This is a genomic window from Stenotrophomonas sp. 3diitr2024, assembly GCF_042136455.1.
GTDB lineage: Bacteria > Pseudomonadota > Gammaproteobacteria > Xanthomonadales > Xanthomonadaceae > Stenotrophomonas > Stenotrophomonas sepilia.
Window position 1 is genome coordinate 1 of record NZ_JBHHMJ010000211.1, and the last position, 325, is coordinate 325.

The 325-nt window shown below is 68.3% G+C and carries 2 pseudogenes; one reads left to right on the plus strand and one right to left on the minus strand.

Going from position 1 to position 325, the window contains the following annotated elements:
- Positions 1 to 108: 108 nt before the first annotated feature.
- Positions 109 to 222: pseudogene (locus ABGA94_RS04845) on the minus strand (hypothetical protein); the annotation flags it as partial.
- On the opposite strand from ABGA94_RS04845, the pseudogene ABGA94_RS04850 reads away from it, so the two are divergent.
- Positions 208 to 325, plus strand: a pseudogene (locus tag ABGA94_RS04850) (TonB-dependent receptor plug domain-containing protein); the annotation flags it as partial. The pseudogenes ABGA94_RS04845 and ABGA94_RS04850 overlap by 15 nt on opposite strands.

The following is a 325-nucleotide window of genomic DNA, read 5'->3' on the forward strand; positions in this document are numbered from 1 at the left end:
TGGCCTGGATGCCTTGTTGAACCGTCCCTCGGCAGCGGTGCTGCCTGCTCCGCTGCGCCAGGCCCTGCGTGAGCATTGGGAAGCGCCGGATTGCGAGCACCAGATGCGTGCCACCTGGCTGTGGCCGAACGCCGTGCCCAGCGCACGCAGCACGGTGGAATCGGTCAGGTCACGCTGCCAGCGGCTGATCGGCAGCTTCGCGCTGAAGTGCTCGAACATGTCTCCGGCGTGCAGAACAGCGCCTTCGGGCCGAACGCGGGCGCCCCCGTCATCCGCAGCCTCAGCGGCAACCGCGTGCAGATCCTGCAGGATGGCCAGTCCATCC